This is a genomic window from Dinghuibacter silviterrae (assembly GCF_004366355.1).
Classification (GTDB): Bacteria; Bacteroidota; Bacteroidia; order Chitinophagales; family Chitinophagaceae; genus Dinghuibacter; species Dinghuibacter silviterrae.
In genome coordinates, this window is the sequence record NZ_SODV01000001.1 from 2463935 (window position 1) to 2482456 (window position 18522).

Sequence of the window (18522 nt, forward strand, 5' to 3'; positions counted from 1 at the left end):
TTAGGGGACGTGCGCCCCGAACTTTTTTCGCACACCATCCCACACTTGTTTTGTATCGGGCGTCAGGTTCGACAGCAATACCGCGCCGCCGTAAAGCGCCACGAAAATGACACCCCTGGCCACTAATTCTGTCCAGCCGTGAAGGGAGCGGCTGGCGAAAAAGGCGACCGCATAGGCGACGATCGCGTACACCACGGCGAGCAGGCTTTTCCAGTTAAAGGGTTGCATCTTGTATTTACGGGCGAGGTAGATCATCCGGACGGCGTTGTAGACGACCAGGGAAATGAGGTCGGCCGTCGCCGAGCCGTTGATGCCGTATGCCTTGATGAGCACGACATTGAGGGGGATGCGAAGGGCCAGGAGGATCACGCCGGTGAAAAAGTCAAAACGCCAGTAGACGGAGGTCCCAATGATTTGCCCGTTGACACCGGTACCGGCATCGACAATGCGGGCAATGCCCAGCAAAAGAAGGGCGGACATCCCCAGTCCCGCCTGGTACTCGGTTTTGATGCCGAAAAGGCTCCCCGCCGCGGGCGCGCACAATTCGATGAGGCAAAACAGGGTGGTACAGATCAGCAACAGGTTGATCGAGGTCCGGTGGTAGATGCGGTCGATACGACCGTAGTCCTTGTCCTTCCAGGCTTGTGCCAGGTGCGGGATGGCGGCGGCCTGGACGCTGCGTTGCGGAACCTGGATCACGTTGGCGATATAGAGCAGGAAGGCGTAAATCCCGGCGTATTTAAGACCCATGAACCCCGCGATAAGAACGCCGTCAAAGGCCTGGGCGACGATGCTGATGATGATGCCCCCGTAAGTCAGCGTGAGCATGGACACGATCTTTTTGCGAAAACGCCGGGTGACCCGGCTGACCTTGAAGCGGACATTGGTCAGGTGACGTCTGGAAAGAAAGACCCAGAGGGCGATGGCGGCCAGGATGTATTGGAGGGTAAAAAGCTTTATGAAGACGTCGAAGGGGATCCACCCGAGGAGGTACGGGATGATGAGCAGCAGGATAAAGAGGCGGACGCCGCCTTCTCGCAAAAAGGTAGAAAAGACCGATTGTTTGACGGTCCAGGCAAAGGCCTCCAGGACGGAAAACAACAAAAAACCAAGCCCGAAAGGGAAGACCCATTTGTAATACACGACAAACAGCGCGGAACGCTCGGAGAACTTCCGGACGATCAGGGGTTCGAACACCCAGCCGCCTATGGCGACGAAAACAAAACCCACGAGCGGAAGGACGAGCGCCCAGGTCAGCAGGTCGTTGTCTTCCTTTGACAGGTTGTCCTTGTAGTAAGGATAAAACTTGTACAAGACGCTGGGCGTGCCCATGCTGGCAAAGGCGTAGATCATGGCGCCCACGTCGGTAAAGATCCGGGTAAGGCCGTATTGATCCGCGCTGAAGGAAACGGAACCGTTGTATACAAAAAAGTAGGTGTTCAGGGCCCCGATCAGGAAGCCGAAATAGGTCGAAAGGCTGGAAAGAATGGTTTGACGGCGGATCTGGCCCATGCAAACCCAAAGATAGGGTTACTCCGCTTTAACGGTGACATAAATATTGGAATCCACCAGGGTCTTCGGCAGGTCGCCGGCCGCAAAGGGCAAGGTGGTGGACACCCCGACGGCGGTGACCTTGACCACCTGGGTCTGGCCGTTCGGGAGGTCGATCCGGACGGGCATGTCGAAGCCCTCTATGCAGTTGCTCCAACGGCAGTTCAGGACGCTTTTGCCCCCCTGGTCTTTGATCGTATAGGTCAGGACCGGCACTTTTGTCGTGCGGAGGTACTGGTCAAAGGTTTTGGAAAAGTCTATCCCGCTTTTTTCACTGATGTAATGTTCGATCTGGGCCGTGGTCACGGTCTGGTGATAAAAGGTTTTGTTGAGGCCCCGGAGGATCTGCCGGAAGGCCTCGTCATCGCCGATGATGCACCGGATGGTGTTGATCAGGTTGCCGCCCTTATAGTACATGTCGCCGGAGCCTTCCTTGTTGACATTGTAGGGGCCGATGATGGGCTGGTCGTTGCGGATGTTCTTACGGGTCCCCTGGCAATAGGCGTCTCCGGCGGCTTTGCCGTACTGACAGTCGACGAAAAGGGTTTCGGAATAGTTGGTAAATCCTTCATGGACCCACATATCGGCGAGGTCCTTGGACGTGATGTTGTTGCCAAACCATTCGTGGCCGCTCTCGTGGATGATGATAAAATCCCATTTGAGGCCCCAGCCGGTGTGCGAAAGGTCTATGCCTTCGTAGGTGCCGTCCCGGTGCGTGGTGCGGTAGCCGTTGACAAAACGGTTCCCGTATTGGGTGGCGCTCTGGTGCTCCATCCCCAGGTTATAGCTTTCGACGAGTTTGTATCCGTCTTCGTAGAAGGGGTAGGGGCCCATCCAGTATTCGAAGCAATGGATCATCGGTTTGACGTTGGCGGCAAAGTGTTCTTTGGCGCGGTCGAGGTTGTAGGCGAGGACATAGAAGTTCAGGTCCAGGACACCCTTTTCGCCCATCAGGGTATCGCTCCAATGCGCGTATTTACCGATGTTGATGGACATGTCGTAGTTGTTGATCGGGTTCTTCACCTGCCAGTGATAGGTGTGTTTGCCAGGTCCGGCGGGGTCTTCCCCGATGAGACGGCCGTTGGACACATCCATCAGGCTGTCGGGAACCGTCACGTACATGTCGCAACCGTTGTCGGGTTCGTCATACTGGTGGTCTTTCGTGGGCCACCAGGTGCTGGCCCCCATGCCCTGGCAGGCGGAACTGACCCAGGGATTGCCCAAAGAATCGGTTTTCCAGTCGATGCCACCGTCCCAGGGGGCGTGGACCGCCGCCCGGGGGACGCCATGGTACCAGATGGTGAGGCTGTTTTTGCCGCCGGTCCGTTGGGGTTCCACCAGGTGGATCAACCAGGCGTTCCCGTCCCTGGTCCACTGCAGGTTCCGGCCGTCTTGCAGGACGCTGTCGATGGTCAGGGGCGCCTGGAGGTCGATCTGCATGACCTGGTAGGGTTTGAGGACTTTATAGGTAATGGTATTGCTGCCTTGGATCGTGTGGGCCGCCAGGTCCGGTTCGACGCGGAGGTCATAGTGAAGCAGGTCCCACCAGGCGCGTTCGGGGGTGATGGTTCCCCGCAACGTATCGGCATGGGTAAAGGTCGTCTTCGGGGCCATGAGCTGGGCGTTGGAAAGCGCCGGTGCGGCACACAGTAAAAGGGCAACTGACAGTTTTACCATAGTTTTGACTTCGATGCGTAATGATAAAAGACTTTGCTTCCCGGGCGGACGCTATTTCCACCTGTGGTGGATATGCGTGGTTGGGTGGCTGGGCTGCGCCCGGCAGCCGTCCGGGGAGCGACAGGTCTTTCGCTACAATCAATCCGAAGGGATCGCCACCCTCGACCCGGCCTTTGCCCGGAACGAGGCCATCCAGTGGGCGACCCACCAACTCTTTAACACCCTCGTGGAAACCGACACGGCCCTCCACCTCGTGCCCTCCCTGGCCGCGCGCTGGGAAGTGTCCGCGGACCAAAAACGATATACGTTTTTTTTACGGCGCTCCGTTTTTTTCCAGGATGACCCCTGTTTCCCCGGAGGACGCGGCCGCTTATTGAAAGCCTCCGACGTGGTCTTTAGCCTTCGCAGGTTGATGGACCCCGCCACCGCCAGCCCCGGTGCCTGGATCTTCCAAGGACACGTCGACCCCGACACCGGCTTCCGCGCGCCCGACGACAGCACCTTTGTGTTGACCCTGACCCAACCCTTCCGGCCCATCCTTGGGATCCTCAGCATGGAATATTGCTCGGTCATTCCCCCCGAAGCGATCCAGCGGTATGGGGCCGACTTCCGCCGCCACCCCGTGGGCACCGGACCTTTCCGGATCGACAGCTGGGACGAGGGCCAGGCGCTGATCCTCGTGCGGAACGCGCACTATTTCGAAAAGGGCTTGCCCCACTTAGACGCCGTAAAGATCACCTTTCTTGACAGCAAGGCCACGGAATTCCTGGAGTTCCTCCAGGGGCAACTGGACATGGTCAACGACATAGATCCCGCGTATAAAGACGAGGTGCTGACCCGCCAGGGCACGCTCCGGCCCGAATGGAACGGCAAAATCGTGTTGAGCCGCCACGCCCAGCTCGACATGGAGTACCTGGGGATCCTCGTGGACACAGCAAGCCCGCTCGTCAAGGCGTCCCCCCTCCGGCTGGAGGCGGTCCGGCAGGCGATCAACATGGCCTTTGACCGGCGGAAGATGTTGTTGTACCTCCGGAACTCCATCGGTATCCCCGCGGAGCATGGATTTGTTCCGCCTGCCCTGCCCGGGTTTGGCGCGGTTCCCGGGTACACCTATGCACCGGACAAGGCGTCCGCCCTTTTGACGGCCGCGGGCTTCTCCGGTGGCGCCGGCCTGCCCGTGATCCACCTGCTGACCATCCCCACATACGCCGACCTCGCCTCCTTTATCGCCCGCCAGGAACAGGAGGTCGGCATCCGGATCCAGGTGGAAGTCGTCCAAAAAAGCCTCCTCCTGGAGGAGACCGCCAAGTCCCAGGCGTTGTTTTTCCGGGGGAGCTGGGTGGCCGACTACCCCGACGCCGAAAACTTTTTAAGCGTTTTTTATTCAAAAAACCCCGCCCCGCCCAACTATACGCGTTTTCATGACACTTATTTCGACAGGCTGTACGAACAGGCGCTCGCCGAACGGGATTCGTCTTCCCGCAGCCTGCTGTACAACCGCATGGACAGCCTCGTCATGACACGGGCGCCCGTGGTGCCGTTGTGGTACGACGAAGCGCTCCGGCTGGTCCGTCCGGGCGTGCAGGGGTTATATCCCAATGGGTTAAACCTCCTGGAGTTGAGGTACTGCTACAAGGCCGCACATTTTAACAAGTGAATTCCATTTTCCACCCCTAACTTTGCGCCCGATATTTCTCACGGCGCAAGCGCATATTCTCAACGGCGCGGGCGCACATATAGTAAATTTTTGTGATGATCGCGATCCTTTTGTTTTTTGTGGGGCACTGGTTTGTTTCTTTGTTCTTCCACACTTTTTTCCTGCACCGATACGCTTCCCACCAGATGTATACCACCGGAAGCAAACGTGAAAAGATCTTTTATTTCCTGACCTGGTTCGCCCAGGGCTCCTCCTACCTCGTTCCCCGGGCTTACGCCGTGATGCACCGCATGCACCACTCCTATAGCGACACCGAGAAGGACCCCCACAGCCCCCACTTTTTCAAAGACGTCTGGCAGATGATGTGGCATACGCGGAATATGTACGACGGATACCGGACGGGCAAGCTCGTGGTCGATCCCCAGTTCACCAAGGACTATATCCCCGTCTGGGAAAAGCTCGACCGGTTTGGAGACCGCATGATCGTCAGGATCAGCTTTATGCTCGGATATATCGCCTTTTACTGGTATTTTGCCCCCAGCTTCTGGTGGTTCCTCCTGCTGCCGATCCATTTCCTGATGGGCCCCGTCCAGGGCGCCATCGTCAACTGGTGCGGCCACAAGTACGGTTACCGCAACTTCAGCAACGGCGACCAATCGAAAAATACCACCCCCTGGGGGATCATCCTGATGGGCGAGCTTTTTCAGAACAACCACCACAAGTACGGTACCAACCCCAATTTTGCCAAGAAGTGGTTCGAGTTCGATCCCACCTTCCTGGTGATGCGGGCCATGCATTCGGTACGGATCATCCGGCTCAAGCCCGTCCTTCAGCCGGTGGCCGGAGGGCTCCAGCAGGGCGTGGTGCGGCAGTGGACGCCCAGGCGGCATGCGCGATAAGCCCCCTGCGGTGCGCGAGCACCCGCGGCATGGGTGCCCCCCGCGGCGTGCGCAATAATAGGCGTTACAAGGCGTTAAACGATTGCCGGTTTTTACGGTCCAACTCCGGAAAAACCCTTTTTTAAAATGACCCATATGCGGAAATTGATCTTCGTCCTGCCGCTCTTGATTGCAGCAGCCTGTACGCCCAGTAGTCACTACAATACCGGAACGCCCTCTCAACCCCTTATCCCCCTAACGTCGGGGAACTCATGGATTTACGTCGATTCGGTATTCAACAACAATAACGGCGGGGCATTTGACACCGCCTGGACCGATTCCGTAAGCCTGACCGGCCAAACGGCCGAATTTACCGGCCCCAACGGAACGGTGGAATTTTATCAGCTGAATGACCCCACCGGCTGGTTTGGGAGCTCTTACTTAGGTGTCGATCCTAGCAATACGGTCGTTTATGGCCTCGACAGCCTCAATGCCAACGCTTACGTCTATTTCGGGACCGCCACCCAGGACGGTGAAGTCCTTGGGTCCAGCGAGGACAACACGACCAACCCCTCCTGTCCGATCACCTACGACCTTTACGGATTTGCCACCAGCGTCGTGGTCAACGGCCATACCTGTCTGAGAAACGTCGAGACCGCTCTCAACTGTAACAACTTCACCGTGGAGCAGATCAACACGTATATCGCCCCCGGTGTCGGCGTCGTTCGGATTGAAGACTATGAATCGGATAGTACGCTGACGCACACGAATCTGAGCTTCACGCAGACGTTGAAGTCGTATACGGTGCAATAAGTAGAAGATATTGTACATAAAAAAAGCGGCCATACCCTGGCCGCTTTTTTTTATATTCAGGAATGCAGCAACATGCCCATGCCGCGGCCGGCGGAGAAAGCCGGTCGGTAGCCGACGCCGTTTCCCGGCAAAGGGGAGGAATCGCCGTCCAGCGGCGGGCGCCGGTGGCACAAATGGCGCCCCTCGCTCTGGTGCCGTCGACCCCGGTTGTTCAACTGCTAAAGATCTATCGCGTACAGGACAATGACGCCGAGAAAAAACGGCTGACCATCTCGGACACGGGTGATGTTACCGTGAACAAGGGGCCGCTGAATATCAGCATTGGCGTCCCCGACCATGCCCTCTACTATGCCGCCGGAGCGAGGGGGAACTTCGACGTCGTCGAATTCGAGGTGGACGACGACAAATACAAAGAGATAGCAGAAGCGGTAGCCTCGCAGAGCGATAAAGAACGCGCGGAAGGGACGCCAACATTTAACGACGCGACCAAGCCCGGCCATAAAATAGAAATCCCCGAGGGACCGTGGTTGGAAAAGTTTAAGGCGGCGATCGTGGCAGGGACCGGTAAGGTAACGGGGGGACCCGCTTTTGCCGAAAAGGCAGGCGCCATTGCATTTAGCGAAAAGGCGGTGCTCAGTTTTGTAAGCCAAATATTTGATTTCGGGGACAAGGCGGCGGACCGGCAGGTGGCCAAGGCGCTAAAGGAAAATGGGCTGGAGTATGACGAGGACAGCGGTAAATTCGTCAACGAGTCGGCGACCAAGGTGGACTGGAAGGAGCTTAAAGCCAGGCTTTGGCAGATCCACAACAACTATATCGATAAAAACCTGAGAGGGGCCGAAGGCGGTGGAAAGGTGGACAAAAAACACGCAAGCAAGAAGAAAGACAAAAAATAGCTTTTACATATCCTTCTTCAACTTATCCTTAAACACCTTCTCAAACTTCTCCAATTTCGGCCGTATCACAAAGTAACAATACGGCTGATTCGGATTGTTGGCGTAAAAATCCTGGTGGTAGTCCTCCGCCGAATAGAAGTTCTTGTAGGGCTCGATGGCGGTGACGATGGGTTTGGGGAAGGCGCCGGAGCGGTTGAGCTCGTCTTTGTAGTATTCCGCCTTTTGTTTTTGACCTGCGTCATGGTAAAAGATGACGCTCCGGTACTGGGTGCCCTCGTCGTTGCCCTGGCGATTGAGGGTGGTGGGGTCGTGGGTCTGCCAGAATACTTTCAGGAGTTCGTCAAAGCTGATTTTGCCCGGGTCATAGACGATCTGGCAGGTTTCGGCGTGCCCGGTGGTGCCGGTGGAAACCTGTTCGTAGGTGGGGTTGACGACGTGGCCCCCGCTATACCCCGAGGTCACTTTCAGCACCCCGTCCAGCTGTGTGAAAATGGCTTCCGTACACCAAAAGCACCCGGTGCCAAAGGTGGCCGTGTCGGTCTTCACGGTCGCGGTTGACGGATTGGGATCGTTCATGGCTCTATTCGGGTTTTCCTTTTGTGCGCAAGACCAGGACATTACCACCAGCAGGTTCATCAAGCCCATCAACACGGTGTACTTCATAATAGTACCTTTGTAAAAAAAATGCTGCTCCACCTTCAACATACTTGTGTTCCGAAAGTTACGGGTAATTCAGGGGTTAGGGGATGGTCATAGGAAATGGGGAGGTGAATTTTAGGAGAGTCTTAACATAAATTTATGCAAGTATTTCCGGATTCGGCACTGGTACAATTGGAATTCGACAAGGTCCGGGCCCTACTGGTGGAACACTGTCAGAGCGAATACGCCCGGCATAAGGCGGAAAAGCTGCGCGTCCATACCCGTATCGACTTTATTGAAACGGAGCTCAAACAAAGCCATGAATACAGACTGATCCGCCAAAGCGGGCTTCATTTTCCCAATGATTATGTCCTCAACCTGTCCAAAGATATCAAACTGCTGGGGATCCAGGGGAGCTTTCTGGGCGGGGAGCAATGGCTCCAGATCCGGAAGCTGGCGGAAAGCCTGCAAAGCATTTTCCGGTGGTTTGACACGGAAAGACGGATTGCCTACCCCGGTTTGGCGCTGGTGATCAAGGATACCTATTACGAAAAGGCCATCATCGAGATGATCGACGAGATCCTGGACGAAACGGGAACGGTCAAGGACAACGCCTCCGAGGACCTGGCGCGGATCCGTATGAGCCTCTACAGGAAAAGGGCGGAGCTCTCCCGGGTATTCGACCGGATCGTCCGGAAGTTGAAAAAGGAGGGGGTGGCTGCGGACATCGAGGAGTCGTTTATGAACGGCCGCCGGGTGGTGGCTGTTTTTGCCGAGCACAAACGCCAGGTCCGGGGGATCCTTCACGGGGAAAGCGATACGCGGAAAACTTCCTTTATCGAACCCGAGGAGACCACGGAGCTGAACAACGATATTTTTGCCCTGGAAAACGACGAGCGCAAAGAGGTGTACCGCATCCTGAGGGACCTGACGGCGCGGTGTTCGGTCTACGCCCCCCTCCTCAAGGTCTACCACGAGGTCGTGGGAGAGTACGATTTTATCCGGGGAAAAGCAAGGCTGGCCATCGATATGGATGCCCACTATCCCTCGGTGGTAGACAAAGCCCACGTACAGCTCGTCCGGGCGTATCATCCATTGCTGTTCCTATACAATCAACGGTCGGGAAAGCCGACTATTCCCCTGAACCTGACCCTGGACGAGCAAAACCGCATCCTCGTGATCTCCGGCCCCAACGCGGGGGGGAAAACGGTTTCCCTCAAAACCGTAGGTTTGCTCCAGCTCATGTTGCAAGGCGGGCTCCTCGTGCCGGTGGATCCCTCTTCCACCTTTGGGGTGTTTAAAAAGCTGATGATCCATATCGGGGACACCCAGAGCCTGGAGTTCGAGCTGAGCACCTACAGCGCCCACCTCCAGCACATGAAACACTTTATGGAGGCCGCCAGCGGGCGCACGCTCTTTTTTATCGACGAGCTGGGGAGCGGAAGCGATCCCAACCTGGGCGGTGCTTTTGCGGAGGTCATTATGGAGGAACTGGCGCGGAAACACGCCTACGGCATCGTCACCACCCACTACCTCAACCTCAAGGTCATGGCGGGCAAGGTTCCGGGGATCATCAACGGGGCCATGGCTTTCGACGAACAACGGCTGCTGCCCATGTACCGCCTGATCATCGGTAAACCCGGGAGCTCCTATACGTTTGCCATCGCCGAACGCATCGGCCTCGACAAAAAGCTGATCGACCGCGCCCGGCAGCTCGTGGACGACGACCACTTCAACCTCGACAAGTTGTTAAACCGGACCGAACAGGACCTCCGCAGCGTGGAAAAACGCGAACAGGACCTGCAAAAACTGCTTTCCGACAACGCCCGGCTCAAAAAAGAAATGGAAACCGTCCTCGACAAGGAGCGCCACCGCCAGCAAATCGAGCTCCAGCGCGAGCAAAACCGCATCACGGAGGAGCGTATCGCCCAAATGAAGGACATGGAACGCAAGCTCAAGTCCATCGTCTCCGAATGGAAACGCGCCGAGGACAAGGGCCAGGTCATGAAAACGCTCAACGCATTGTTGTTCCAGCAAAAGGAAAAACAGGTCTCCGAAAAACGCAACGCCGCCTTTGACGAGAAATACGTCGAGATCGGCGGGGCCGTCAAAGTCGGCGACCGCGTCAAGATGCGCCAGAACCGCCAGGTCGGCACCGTCAGCGAGATCCGCGGCAAAAAAGTGATCGTGCAGCTCGGGCGCATACCCCTGACCGTGGATATGGGGGACCTGACCGTGGTCGAGGAGAAGCCGGAGGCGCCGGCCGCTTCCTAAGCGTTCGCGGCGCCGCGGCCCGCTACAGCAGCTTGTTCCGCAGCAGCGTCTCCATCACCGACTCCTTGAGCCCCCGCGACAGCGGTATGGTGGCCTTCCCGATCCCGATCATATTCCCTTCGAGGTGGGTGATCTTGCCCATATTGACCACGTACGATTTGTGGACCTGCAGAAACGTATCCGCCGGGAGGTGTTCCACCACGGACTTCAGGGTCGCGTGTGTGATCAGGCGCCCCCGGATGGTGTGGAGCGCGATGTAATTCTCCATCGCCTCGACATACAGGAGGTCGTCGAGGAGGACTTTTTCCAACTTGCTGTCGGTTTTGACAAACAAATGCGGCGTCGCCTCCAGCGGCCCGGCTACCTCTCCCGTCGCCGCATACACGCGGTTGACCGCCTTTAGAAAGCGCTCGAAGGAAATCGGTTTGAGCAGGTAGTCCGTCACTTCGAGCTCGTATCCTTTTAACGCATACTGTTCGTATGCCGTAGTAAAAATAACCTTTGGCGGATCGGTCAGGCTTTGCAAAAGGTCCAGCCCGCTCAGGTAGGGCATTTCAATATCGAGGAAAAGTAGATCGACGCGGTTGTCCTTCAGGAAACTGTTCAGGCTGATGGCGTTGTCGAAAACACCCGCCAGTCGGAGGAAATCCACTTTTTCCACATACCCTTGAAGCCCTTTGCGGGCAACCGGTTCGTCGTCGGTGATCACACAGGAAATCGTTCTCATATCGGAATGACTAAGGTGGCTTTGAATTGGGTGTCTTCGGGCGCGGCCCGGAATTCGTGCCGCCCCGGATAAAGAAGTTCCAGGCGGCGGCGGAGGTTGTCGAGGCCGATGCCGGTGCGCGGGGCGCCGTTTGCTGTGGCCCCGAGGCCCACCAGCGTTGCCTCCGGCGGCACGGCGTTGCTGACCTCGAAACGGATCGCGTCCTTTTCCAGGCTCGCGCGAATGTTGATCCAATACGCCCCCCCGGCATATTTGAAGGCATTCTCGACCAGCGGCAGCAGGAGCAGGGGATAGACCATCTGCCTTACAAGCAGAGGGTCGAAAAAAACGTCCAGCCGGAGGTGATCGTTCATGCGCTGGCGCTGCAGGTCGATAAACGACTCCAGGTAGCGAAGCTCCCTTTCCACAGGCACCAGGTGCTGGGGGTCATACAACTGGTACCGCAAAAGCTCGGACAGCTTTTCCACCGTTTGCCGCGCCCGGGCCGTGTCCTCTTCCATCTGGAAATACACTGTATTCAGGGCGTTGAACAAAAAGTGCGGGTGAAACTGCGCCCGGAGGAAGCGCAGTTCCGTCTGGAGCCGGTCGTTGGAAATTTTTTGTATCTGGAGCTGTTGTTCATAGTTGCGCCGGAGCGAACCCATCGCCCGGGTGATGGCATAGTAAATGACATTAAACAATGGGGGGAGAAGGTTGACGTACACCACGTCCTGCCATTGCAACCCGTCGTCGGTGAGGGCACACATCGGTATGATGACCGCATTCAGGATAAGCGTCGTATACAGGTATACTTCCCCGAATTCCCGGAAGATCAGCCGGCTCGTCAGGGGCGCCGTGTCGCACCGTTCGTTGCGTCTCCGGAAATAATCCATCACGTACACCATGGGATAGCTCACCAGGATGGCGCTGGCGATCTCGATGCTGTTCAACACCCAGGACCGCATCCAAAACTGCCGCCCGCCCTGGATGTCGTTGGCCAGCCGGATGCTGGCATAGATCATCATGCCGAACAGGGGCGGAAATCCCCACCGGAAGAACTTTTTCATCGATACCAAGTTAACAAGTTTTCGGTGGCCGCGGCCGGTCTGACCAGCCCCGCCAGGATGTGTATGCGCCGGAGCGGGTGAAAGTGGAGCGCCAGCAGGCAGGCCCCCAGCAGGACGATGGCTTTTATGGAATAGCGGCGTTGCATAGATTCCTTTTTTGCAAACCTAGGCAACGCCCTTTTCCCGGGGGAACGTGTTTGACCAATGGGGCGAGGGAAGTGACGAATGACGGGTGCCCCCGCGAGTAGGCGCCGTCCCCGGCGCTCACAGCGCCTTAAACATCAGCGCGGCCAGGGCCGCCCCTACGAGCGGCCCCAAGACGGGTATGGGGGCATACCCCCAGTCGCTGTCCCCTTTTCCCTTGAGCGGCAACAACTGATGCACAATACGGGGCCCCAGGTCCCGGGCGGGGTTGATGGCATACCCCGTGGTCCCGCCAAGGGAAAGACCGATGACCCAAACGACCAGGGAGACAGGCAGGGCGCCCACAGACCCCAGCCCGATATGGGGTGGTTCGACGCCGGGGAGTGTTTTCACGGCCGCGAGGTATATGTCGGAGAGGTAAAACGTTTTTCCGGGGAGGACGCGGGCATCGGTGATGTAAAAGACAGCGGCCAGCAGGACGAACGTGGCCGTTGCCTCACAGAAAAAGTTGCGCCAGGGATTCGCGATGGCGGGGCTGGTGCAAAACACGGCCCGTTGCAAACCGGGGTCGGGGGTCCGGTCGAAATGGTCCTTATAGCAAACCCACACAAGGAAGGCGCCCAGCATGGCGCCCAGGAATTGCGCGGCGATATAGGTGGGAACCAGGCTCCAGGAAAATTTTCCGGCCATGGCCAATCCTATGCTGACCGCGGGGTTCAGGTGTGCCCCGCTGTAGGGGCCCGCGATGACGACGCCCGTGAACACCGCCATCGCCCAGGCGGTGGTGATGGCGATCAGTCCTCCGTTGTTGCCCTTGGTCTCTTTGAGCAGTACGTTGGCAACGACGCCGTCGCCAAGGAAAATAAGGACTGTTGTGCCGATCAGTTCTGCGATAAAAGGATTCATATAGCAAGCGTATGTTTCATTCCGAAAGCCGCGTATACGGTGCGCGTCACGCTACATCCGTGTCCACGCCAGCACCGTGCGGATCGCCCGCTGCCACCGGGCGAAGCCCTCGGCCACTTTTTCGGGGGCCATGGTGGGTTCGAAGACCCGCTCCGCTTTCCAGAAACGTTTGATCTCGTCGATGTCCTTCCAGTAGCCTACCGCCAGACCGGCTAAGTAGGCGGCGCCGAGGGCGGTGGTTTCGGTAAACGTGGGCCGGATGACCTTTGTCTGGAGGACGTCGGCCTGGAACTGCATGAGCAGGTTGTTGGCGGTGGCGCCCCCGTCGACGCGGAGCTCTTTAACGGGCCTTCCCGCGGCGGCCTCCATGGCGCGCAGGACCTCCACCGTCTGGTAGGCGATGGCCTCCAGCGAGGCCCGGGCGATGTGGGCGGCCTTTGTTCCCCGCGTCATACCGATCATCATCCCCGTGGCATAAGGATTCCAGTGGGGGGTACCCAAACCCGTAAAGGCCGGTACGAAGGATACGCCTCCGGAGTCCTCGACTTGAGCGGCGAGGGTCTCCACCTCGGAAGAAGACCGGATGATACCCAACCCGTCCCGGAGCCACTGTACCACCGCGCCCGCGATAAAGATGCTGCCCTCGAAAGCATAGTTCACCTGTCCGCCCACCTTCCAGGCCACGGTGGTCAGGACGTTGTCGGACGGCATCAGGCATTGGGTGCCGATGTTCATCAACATAAAACAGCCCGTGCCGTACGTATTTTTGACCATACCCGGCTCGACGCACATCTGTCCGAAAAGCGCCGCCTGCTGGTCTCCGGCAATCCCCGCGATGGGGACCTTGGAGGCGAAAATCGTCGTCTTGGTTTCCCCGTACACCTCGCTGGAAGCCTTTACCTGGGGCAACATGCTTCGCGGGATGGTAAACAGCTCCAAAAGGTCATCGTCCCAGTCGAGGGTTTGGATGTTGAACAGCAGGGTGCGGCTGGCGTTGCTGACGTCGGTGACGTGTACGACCCCTCTTGTGAGGTTCCACACCAACCAGGTATCCACGGTGCCAAAAGCCAGCTCGCCGGCCTCGGCCTGTTCCCGCGCACCCGGCACGTTGTCCAGGATCCACCGGATTTTGGTCGCGGAAAAATAGGCGTCGATGACCAGCCCCGTCTTCTGGCGGATCAGGTCTTCCCGGTGCGTCTCCCGGAGGTGGTTACAGTATTCGGCGGTGCGCCTGTCCTGCCATACGATGGCGTTGTAGACAGGCTGCCCCGTCGCGCGGTTCCATACGATGGTTGTTTCGCGTTGGTTGGTAATCCCGATGGCGGCGATATTGGTTCCGTTCAGCCCCGCCTTGACGGTAGCCTCCGCGGCCACGCCGGCCTGGGTCGACCAGATCTCTCTCGGGTCATGCTCTACCCAGCCGGCCTGGGGAAAGTGTTGCGTAAATTCCTTTTGCGCCAGGGATACGACGTTACCCGCCTGATCGAAGACGATCGCGCGGGAGCTGGTGGTGCCCTGGTCGAGGGATAAGATATATTTATTCATAACAAGCTATACAATCAATTTTCCCGTGCGGCGGGCGCGCGCCGCGAAAGGCGGCGAATTCCCGGATGCGCGCGCTTTGGGGCGCGCTACCCCAGCAGGTACCCCTTCGCCAGCGTCGTAAACGCCGCGACCTCCCCCTGCTTCCACGCCTCGTCCTTCCCCAGCTCCGTCGCCATCAGCTCCGCCACCGCGGGCGCCATGGCGATGGCGGCGCGGGCATCCAGGAACAACGCCCGGACCCTCCGGGCCAATACGTCTTCCACCGTCAGCGCCTCCTCGCTGCGCACCGCCCAGACGACCTCCGCACCAGTAAAGGGGAGACGGGGATCGAGCAGCGCCCCCCAGGCGGGGTGTTGCCGTTGCAACGCTTCGATCGCCGGGCGGTCGCTGCCGTAAAGGGAGAGGTGGTCGCGCGGGAGCGAGCCCGGCCCGGTCGCGACGCCTTTCGCGGGCTTCGCCGCGGGTGGCGCCCCGGCGGCCCCGGTCACGGGTTTCGCCGCGGCGTCCGCCCCAGCGGCGCCCCCCGCCCCGTGAATCCCCAACTCATGCGTCACGCACGCCCGCACCTCCAACCCCGCGACGCGGATCACTTCGTCGACGGTGTCTTCCGCCATCCGGCGGTAGGTGGTCCACTTCCCGCCGGTGATGGTCACGAGACCGGAAGGAGACCGTATGATCTTGTGGCTGCGGGAAATTTCTTTGGTGGACGTGTCGCCGTTCTTTGGAGCGGCCAGGGGGCGGAGCCCGGCAAAGACGCTCAGGACGTCGGAACGCCCGGGCGCCTTTTCGAAATATTGACCGGCCGTGCGGAGGATGAAGGAGACTTCTTCCTCCAGGGCCCTGGGTTCGGCGCTGTGGGTGTTCAGGGGGGTATCGGTGGTGCCCACCAGGAGTTTGCCCTCCCAGGGGACGCCAAACAACACGCGTCCGTCTTCGGTTTTGGGGATCAGCAGGGCGTCCTCCTGTCCCAAAAAGGATTGTTCCAGGACGAGGTGCACGCCCTGGCTGGGGCGTACCTGTGGAGCGGCGCCGGGGTTGTCCATTTGCAGGACTTCGTCCACAAACACACCGGTGGCGTTGACCACGGCGCGGCCAAAGATGTCAAAAAACCGGCCCGAGGTGCGATCGACCGCACGGACCCCGCAGACGGCGCCGCCGGCGTTTTTAAAAAGCTGGGTCACCTCAATATGGTTGATCACCAGCGCGCCCTGTTCCACCGCGGTCTGGGCGAGGTTGATGGCCAGACGGGCGTCGTTGAATTGCCCGTCCAGGTAGATCACGCCCCCCCGTAGCCGCTTTTTGAAGATGCCCGGCAAACGCCGGATCACCTCCTGCCGGGAGATCAGACGCGACGGTCCAAAGCTGGCCCGGCCGCTAAGGAGGTCGTAGACCGTCAGGCCCATCATATACCAGAGGGCTTTCCAGCGCGTGTATAAGGGGATGATGAAGTTCTCCTTGTGTACCAGGTGGGGCGCATTCTTTAGCAAAAGGCCCCGTTCATAGAGGGCTTCGCGGACAAGGCCCACATCGCCTTCCTGTAAATAGCGAACGCCGCCGTGAACCAGCTTTGTCGACCGGCTGGAGGTGCCTTTGGCAAAGTCGTCCCGTTCCAGGAGGACCGTCCGGTAGCCCCTGGACGCGCTGTCCAGGGCCACGCCCAGACCGGTGGCGCCCCCGCCGATGACGACGACGTCCCAGGGTTCATCCTTTGCCTCTTCCAGGCGATGCAGCATGTCGGCGCGGTTCATCTTGAGCTTTTCATCCCACGGGACCCCCGCTCATGCGAAAGTCCACCATTTCAGGGTGGAATGTACCTCAAAATACGTAGAGAAATTGTTTTATATTTAAGTGAATAACGCTTACACGTATGAAAACATCTATTGCGCTCACCTTTCTCCTATTGGCCGCCGCCGGAGGGGTTCGCGCTCAAAACGCAACCGCCGACCTGATCAACGCCCAAGACTACCGGTTCATTGCCCAAAGCGCGATGGCCATGGGTGGAAGGACGCGCCAACTGGCCGGGGGGGACTACGACCTGATCGTGACCAGGGACACGGTGATCGCCTACCTTCCGTATTATGGAAGGGCGTACACCGCCCCCATGGGTAGCGACGAGGGGGGGATCAAGTTTACCTCCACCAAATTTGACTACGTGGTGACCCCGACGAAAAGGGGCGGCTGGGACATCACGATAAAACCGCAAGACGCCCGGGATGTCACCCAGCTCAACCTTAGCGTATCCAGTAAAGGGTATGCCAGCCTCCAGGTGACGTCCATCAACCGGCAGGGGATTTCCTTTAACGGGGAGGTCGTGAAACGGAGACGAAGAAAATAATATGAAAGACGAGCGTACACAGTTCCAGGTTGATCGCATCGCCTTTTTCAGCGATGCCGTCATCGCCATCGCCATTACCCTGATGATCCTGGAGATCAAGATCCCGCCGCTGGGCCGCAAAACGACGCTGGCCCAGTTGCCCGAGCACTTTGGCGCCCATACGATGATGATGTTGGTGGGGATGTTGGTTTGTTTCCTTTTTATAGGGAACCTGTGGATCCGGCACCATGACCTTTACCGCCATGTGCACAACTATAACCACAAGCTCGTCCGGACCAACCTGTACTTCCTGTTGATGGTGATGCTCATGCCTTTGTCCACTTCTTTTGCGATGGAAGAGGACAACCCTGCGTTTGTCGCGCAGCCCGTCTTTTTTATCAACCTGGGGCTTTGTTACCTCGTCTATCTATGGCAGCTCCGGATTATTTTCAACCCGCGCAACCGGTTTGCCGAACTGGACGAGCGCCGGGTGCGGGACATGCGATGGGGGGTGATTGTGCCGGCGGCGATGCTGCTGTTGATGGCGGTGCTTTCTTTTTTGGGGGAGTACCGGCTGTTTTGGGCGTTTCTGGCGGTGCCGGTCATCAATTTTGCGAGGAAAAAGTGGGGGCGCCGCTTTAAGATCCAGGCCGCTCAGCCCCGCGCCGTCCTAAAAAGGAGCCGGTGGGCGCGGGACTGAGCAGACGCCGGTATAAGGGATAGGCTGGTAAGCACGGACTAATGCCCTTCTTTTACTTGCGCAATATACATGGGCATCAAACCATGGGCTTCCTTGTGGGTGGCCAGTACGGCCGAGGTATCGCTGGCTTCGGACAAACACATGACCACACCGGCCCTGGGGTCGACCCAGTAGTCGATAAAGTTGACGCCGTATTTCTTTTCTACAGCCAGGTCTTTTTGGTGTGCGGCCGCCACGGCTTCAGGGGTGACATTTCCGGGGCCCAGTTCATGAATATCCAGGTAAAGGTTTTTGCCCTTGGTCATTTTGGAGGGCAGACCGGCCGTGACTTCGTAGACCGTATCCGGCAGCAGTCCGTGGGCTTCCGCATGGGTGTTCCGGATGGCCTGGGGATCGGGTGAAGAGGACAGGCAGTACACGATTCCCCCGGGTTCGTCCACCCAGTATTTGAGAAAATGCACGCCATACTTGCCTTCGGTGGCGAGGTCTTTCTGGTGTGCCTTGGCGACGGCTTCATACGTGACCTTGCCAGGCCCCAGGTGATGGACGTCGATGTACAGGTGCAGCGAATCGCCATTGGACTGGCCGTAGGCACAGGTGCAGGTCAGGGAGAGCAATAAGCCCGTAAAACCGAAAAGGAATCTCATGGTTAATCTGGTTTAAGAATGGCAAGTAAGACAAATAAAGGCCTGCCGCGAAGCCTCCTTCCCGGAACGGCGGGTCCGGGACCGGGACCGGCCCTTCTCTTTTCATAA

General features: G+C 58.2%; 17 protein-coding genes. 7 read left to right on the top strand and 10 right to left on the bottom strand.

The annotated features are described in order from the left end of the window. Entirely contained in the window at positions 1-1512 is a 1512-nt protein-coding gene (locus EDB95_RS10910; protein ID WP_133993507.1) for a polysaccharide biosynthesis C-terminal domain-containing protein, read from the bottom strand. A gap of 18 nt (positions 1513-1530) precedes the next feature. Beyond that, positions 1531-3228, bottom strand: coding sequence for a M1 family metallopeptidase (locus EDB95_RS10915; RefSeq protein ID WP_133993509.1), 1698 nt, complete (start codon positions 3226-3228; stop codon positions 1531-1533). 13 nt (positions 3229-3241) lie between these two features. On the opposite strand from EDB95_RS10915, the gene EDB95_RS10920 reads away from it, so the two are divergent. From EDB95_RS10920 to EDB95_RS10935, 4 genes are all read left to right on the top strand, one after another. Further along, positions 3242-4885 (top strand): ABC transporter substrate-binding protein, encoded by a 1644-nt coding sequence (locus tag EDB95_RS10920; RefSeq protein WP_133993511.1) that lies wholly within the window; start codon positions 3242-3244, stop codon positions 4883-4885. A gap of 95 nt (positions 4886-4980) precedes the next feature. Beyond that, the gene (locus tag EDB95_RS10925) at positions 4981-5784 is read left to right on the top strand and encodes an acyl-CoA desaturase (RefSeq protein ID WP_211352076.1); all 804 of its coding nucleotides are present in this window, start codon (positions 4981-4983) and stop codon (positions 5782-5784) included. A gap of 135 nt (positions 5785-5919) precedes the next feature. Continuing rightward, positions 5920-6576 carry a hypothetical protein gene (locus EDB95_RS10930; protein WP_133993513.1) on the top strand — a complete coding sequence of 219 codons (657 nt, stop codon included), beginning with the start codon at positions 5920-5922 and terminating at the stop codon, positions 6574-6576. A 62-nt stretch (positions 6577-6638) separates the two neighbouring features. After that, the gene (locus EDB95_RS10935) at positions 6639-7472 is read left to right on the top strand and encodes a hypothetical protein (protein ID WP_133993515.1); all 834 of its coding nucleotides are present in this window, start codon (positions 6639-6641) and stop codon (positions 7470-7472) included. 3 nt (positions 7473-7475) lie between these two features. On the opposite strand, the gene msrA is transcribed toward EDB95_RS10935, so the two are convergent. Continuing rightward, entirely contained in the window at positions 7476-8135 is a 660-nt protein-coding gene (msrA, locus tag EDB95_RS10940; RefSeq protein WP_133993517.1) for a peptide-methionine (S)-S-oxide reductase MsrA, read from the bottom strand. Positions 8136-8270: 135 nt separating this feature from the next. On the opposite strand from msrA, the gene EDB95_RS10945 reads away from it, so the two are divergent. Continuing rightward, the gene (locus EDB95_RS10945; RefSeq protein WP_133993519.1) at positions 8271-10385 is read left to right on the top strand and encodes an endonuclease MutS2; all 2115 of its coding nucleotides are present in this window, start codon (positions 8271-8273) and stop codon (positions 10383-10385) included. A gap of 22 nt (positions 10386-10407) precedes the next feature. Here EDB95_RS10945 and EDB95_RS10950 read toward each other — a convergent pair whose 3' ends face one another. The 6 genes from EDB95_RS10950 to EDB95_RS10970 form a co-directional block, all read right to left on the bottom strand. Next, positions 10408-11112: a LytR/AlgR family response regulator transcription factor gene (locus tag EDB95_RS10950; RefSeq protein ID WP_133993521.1), complete on the bottom strand. Its 705-nt coding sequence runs from the start codon at positions 11110-11112 to the stop codon at positions 10408-10410. Further along, positions 11109-12158 carry a sensor histidine kinase gene (locus EDB95_RS10955; RefSeq protein WP_133993523.1) on the bottom strand — a complete coding sequence of 350 codons (1050 nt, stop codon included), beginning with the start codon at positions 12156-12158 and terminating at the stop codon, positions 11109-11111. Before EDB95_RS10955 ends, EDB95_RS10950 begins: the two co-directional genes overlap by 4 nt. Next, positions 12155-12304: a hypothetical protein gene (locus EDB95_RS27265; RefSeq protein ID WP_162852551.1), complete on the bottom strand. Its 150-nt coding sequence runs from the start codon at positions 12302-12304 to the stop codon at positions 12155-12157. The genes EDB95_RS10955 and EDB95_RS27265 overlap by 4 nt, the downstream gene beginning before the upstream one ends. A 118-nt stretch (positions 12305-12422) precedes the next feature. Further along, complete coding sequence (locus tag EDB95_RS10960) at positions 12423-13208, bottom strand: MIP/aquaporin family protein (protein ID WP_133993525.1); 786 nt, start codon at positions 13206-13208, stop codon at positions 12423-12425. 51 nt (positions 13209-13259) lie between these two features. Further along, positions 13260-14753: a glycerol kinase GlpK gene (gene glpK, locus EDB95_RS10965; RefSeq protein WP_133993527.1), complete on the bottom strand. Its 1494-nt coding sequence runs from the start codon at positions 14751-14753 to the stop codon at positions 13260-13262. Between the two features lie 86 nt (positions 14754-14839). Continuing rightward, a complete protein-coding gene (locus tag EDB95_RS10970) occupies positions 14840-16501 on the bottom strand; it encodes a glycerol-3-phosphate dehydrogenase/oxidase (RefSeq protein WP_133993529.1) in 1662 nt (553 codons plus the stop codon). A 119-nt stretch (positions 16502-16620) separates the two neighbouring features. Here EDB95_RS10970 and EDB95_RS10975 point away from each other — a divergent pair, with 119 nt between their 5' ends. Both EDB95_RS10975 and EDB95_RS10980 read left to right on the top strand, forming a co-directional pair. Next, complete coding sequence (locus tag EDB95_RS10975) at positions 16621-17088, top strand: DUF4251 domain-containing protein (protein ID WP_133993531.1); 468 nt, start codon at positions 16621-16623, stop codon at positions 17086-17088. 1 nt (position 17089) lies between these two features. Beyond that, positions 17090-17767, top strand: coding sequence for a TMEM175 family protein (locus EDB95_RS10980; RefSeq protein WP_133993533.1), 678 nt, complete (start codon positions 17090-17092; stop codon positions 17765-17767). Positions 17768-17805: 38 nt separating this feature from the next. Here EDB95_RS10980 and EDB95_RS27520 read toward each other — a convergent pair whose 3' ends face one another. Beyond that, a complete protein-coding gene (locus tag EDB95_RS27520; protein WP_211352077.1) occupies positions 17806-18414 on the bottom strand; it encodes a DUF4242 domain-containing protein in 609 nt (202 codons plus the stop codon). Positions 18415-18522 lie beyond the last annotated feature (108 nt).

Bases quoted from the DNA above. Each gene is read 5' to 3' on its own strand.
- EDB95_RS27265 (WP_162852551.1), bottom strand. From the start codon at position 12,304: ATGCAACGCCGCTATTCCATAAAAGCCATCGTCCTGCTGGGGGCCTGC.
- EDB95_RS10970 (WP_133993529.1), bottom strand. From the start codon at position 16,501: ATGAACCGCGCCGACATGCTGCATCGCCTGGAAGAGGCAAAGGATGAA.
- EDB95_RS10980 (WP_133993533.1), top strand. From the start codon at position 17,090: ATGAAAGACGAGCGTACACAGTTCCAGGTTGATCGCATCGCCTTTTTC.
- EDB95_RS10960 (WP_133993525.1), bottom strand. From the start codon at position 13,208: ATGAATCCTTTTATCGCAGAACTGATCGGCACAACAGTCCTTATTTTC.
- msrA (WP_133993517.1), bottom strand. From the start codon at position 8,135: ATGAAGTACACCGTGTTGATGGGCTTGATGAACCTGCTGGTGGTAATG.
- EDB95_RS10915 (WP_133993509.1), bottom strand. From the start codon at position 3,228: ATGGTAAAACTGTCAGTTGCCCTTTTACTGTGTGCCGCACCGGCGCTT.
- EDB95_RS10910 (WP_133993507.1), bottom strand. From the start codon at position 1,512: ATGGGCCAGATCCGCCGTCAAACCATTCTTTCCAGCCTTTCGACCTAT.
- EDB95_RS10975 (WP_133993531.1), top strand. From the start codon at position 16,621: ATGAAAACATCTATTGCGCTCACCTTTCTCCTATTGGCCGCCGCCGGA.
- EDB95_RS10920 (WP_133993511.1), top strand. From the start codon at position 3,242: ATGCGTAATGATAAAAGACTTTGCTTCCCGGGCGGACGCTATTTCCAC.
- EDB95_RS10925 (WP_211352076.1), top strand. From the start codon at position 4,981: ATGATCGCGATCCTTTTGTTTTTTGTGGGGCACTGGTTTGTTTCTTTG.
- glpK (WP_133993527.1), bottom strand. From the start codon at position 14,753: ATGAATAAATATATCTTATCCCTCGACCAGGGCACCACCAGCTCCCGC.
- EDB95_RS10950 (WP_133993521.1), bottom strand. From the start codon at position 11,112: ATGAGAACGATTTCCTGTGTGATCACCGACGACGAACCGGTTGCCCGC.
- EDB95_RS10955 (WP_133993523.1), bottom strand. From the start codon at position 12,158: ATGAAAAAGTTCTTCCGGTGGGGATTTCCGCCCCTGTTCGGCATGATG.
- EDB95_RS10935 (WP_133993515.1), top strand. From the start codon at position 6,639: ATGCAGCAACATGCCCATGCCGCGGCCGGCGGAGAAAGCCGGTCGGTA.
- EDB95_RS10945 (WP_133993519.1), top strand. From the start codon at position 8,271: ATGCAAGTATTTCCGGATTCGGCACTGGTACAATTGGAATTCGACAAG.
- EDB95_RS10930 (WP_133993513.1), top strand. From the start codon at position 5,920: ATGCGGAAATTGATCTTCGTCCTGCCGCTCTTGATTGCAGCAGCCTGT.
- EDB95_RS27520 (WP_211352077.1), bottom strand. From the start codon at position 18,414: ATGAGATTCCTTTTCGGTTTTACGGGCTTATTGCTCTCCCTGACCTGC.